This is a genomic window from Rhizobium giardinii bv. giardinii H152, assembly GCF_000379605.1.
GTDB classification, from domain to species: Bacteria; Pseudomonadota; Alphaproteobacteria; order Rhizobiales; family Rhizobiaceae; genus Pararhizobium; species Pararhizobium giardinii.
Window position 1 is genome coordinate 1 of the sequence record NZ_KB902749.1, and the last position, 1671, is coordinate 1671.

General features: G+C 58.8%; 2 protein-coding genes. Both read left to right on the forward strand.

The window, feature by feature from the left end; translation table 11 throughout:
• Positions 1-963, forward strand: a 963-nt coding sequence (locus A3AY_RS0132980) for an ABC transporter permease subunit (protein WP_018329935.1), incomplete at its 5' end; no start/stop codon positions are given.
• Positions 963-1671, forward strand: a 709-nt coding sequence (locus A3AY_RS0132985) for a branched-chain amino acid ABC transporter permease (RefSeq protein ID WP_018329936.1), incomplete at its 3' end; no start/stop codon positions are given. The genes A3AY_RS0132980 and A3AY_RS0132985, both read left to right, overlap by 1 nt.

The following is a 1671-nucleotide window of genomic DNA, read 5'->3' on the forward strand; positions in this document are numbered from 1 at the left end:
ATCGACGAAGGCCGAACCCGAATCGGCCAAGCGCGGTTTCTTGCCAACATTTTCTGGAGCTGTTCCATGCTCACTATGGTTGCCATAGCAATAGACGGCTTGGGCTTTGCAGCCTGGCTTTTCCTCTCATCCGTCGGACTGACACTGATCTACGGCGTGATGCGGATCCTCAACATTGCCCATGGCGGTTTCTACGCACTCGGTGCCTATTCCGCCGCTTGGGCCATCGGCCTCTACACCCAAGGGGGTGGCCCGATCGCATTGACCTATTTGCTCATCCCCATCGCGGCGCTTGTTGCGGGCACCATCGCCGGACTCCTCGTGGAGCGGGGAATCCTCCGCTTCATGTATGGACGCGACGAGGTCCTGATGGTGCTCGTCACCTACGCGATCTTCCTGATCCTCGAAGACGTCACGAAGCTGATTTGGGGTACCGAATCCTATGTTTCCTATCAGCCCGCTCTCTGGCTGGGCACCGTTGATATTTTCGGGCTTCCCTACACAGTCTACAAGTTTCTAATCATCGGCGTGGCGATCTTGTGCGGACTGTTGCTCTTCTGGGGGCTCAACCATACCCGCGTCGGCAAGCTGCTGCTTGTCGTCATCCAGGATCGCGAAATCAGCAGTGCGCTTGGCATCAATGTCACGCTGTCCTTCACCGTAACATTCCTCATCGGTGCCACGCTAGGTGCCCTTGGCGGTGCACTAACGGCGCCCGAGGTATCTGTGGTTCCCGGTATCGGTTCCGAGATCATTGTGATGGCCTTTGCCGTCATCGTCATCGGAGGGATGGGAAGCATCGGCGGCGCAATGATCGGTGCGTTGATCGTCGGCTTCGCCCGCGCGGCCTCGGTGCACCTCTATCCGCCAGCGGAACTCTTCGCGATCTATCTCGTCATGGCCGCCGTTTTGGCGTTCAAACCCTACGGGCTGTTCGCTCTCGCCGAAAGTAGGAAAATCTGATGCTGAGACTGTCTAATCGCACCGAAGTTACTCTGTTGCTTGCGCTTCCTGTCCTGGTCGGACTTGCTTTCATCCTGCCGACCTGGGTCGTCAACTACGTGCAGGTGTCGCTAGGCACTGGCCTGGTCGCACTCGGGGTACTGGTCCAGATGCGCGCCGGACTGGTTTCGTTCGGTCAAGGGCTCTACTTTTGCGTCGGCGGCTACAGCGCCGGCCTCGCCGGCCGGTATCTGGGCGTATCCGACCTGTTTCTGCTTCTTTTGCTGGCGATGATGGCGAGCGGGCTGATCTCGTTGGTACTTGGCTTCCTGCTACGGCGCTACCGCGAGATCTTTTTCGCGATGCTCAGCCTTGCGGTTTCAATGATCCTGTTCGGGCTGCTATCAAGAACCGAGGCACTCGGCAGCACGGACGGCTTCAACCTGCCGGCGGCGACCTATTTGGGCTGGAAGCCGGAGGACGACCTCGCCCGGTTTGCTCTCTACGCCGCGACCTGTCTCGGTTCCGTTTTCTGTGCAATTGCCCTGAACCGCTTCCTGAATGGGACCATCGGTTATGTGAACGAGGCAATCCGCGGGAACGAGCTTCGAGTTGAATATCTCGGCGCGTCGGCCCGCAATGCCGTCCACATCACCTACGTGCTTGCGGCAGTGGTTTCTTCCATTGGCGGGGTACTTTGGGCGATGTCGCTTGGCCATGTCGATCCGG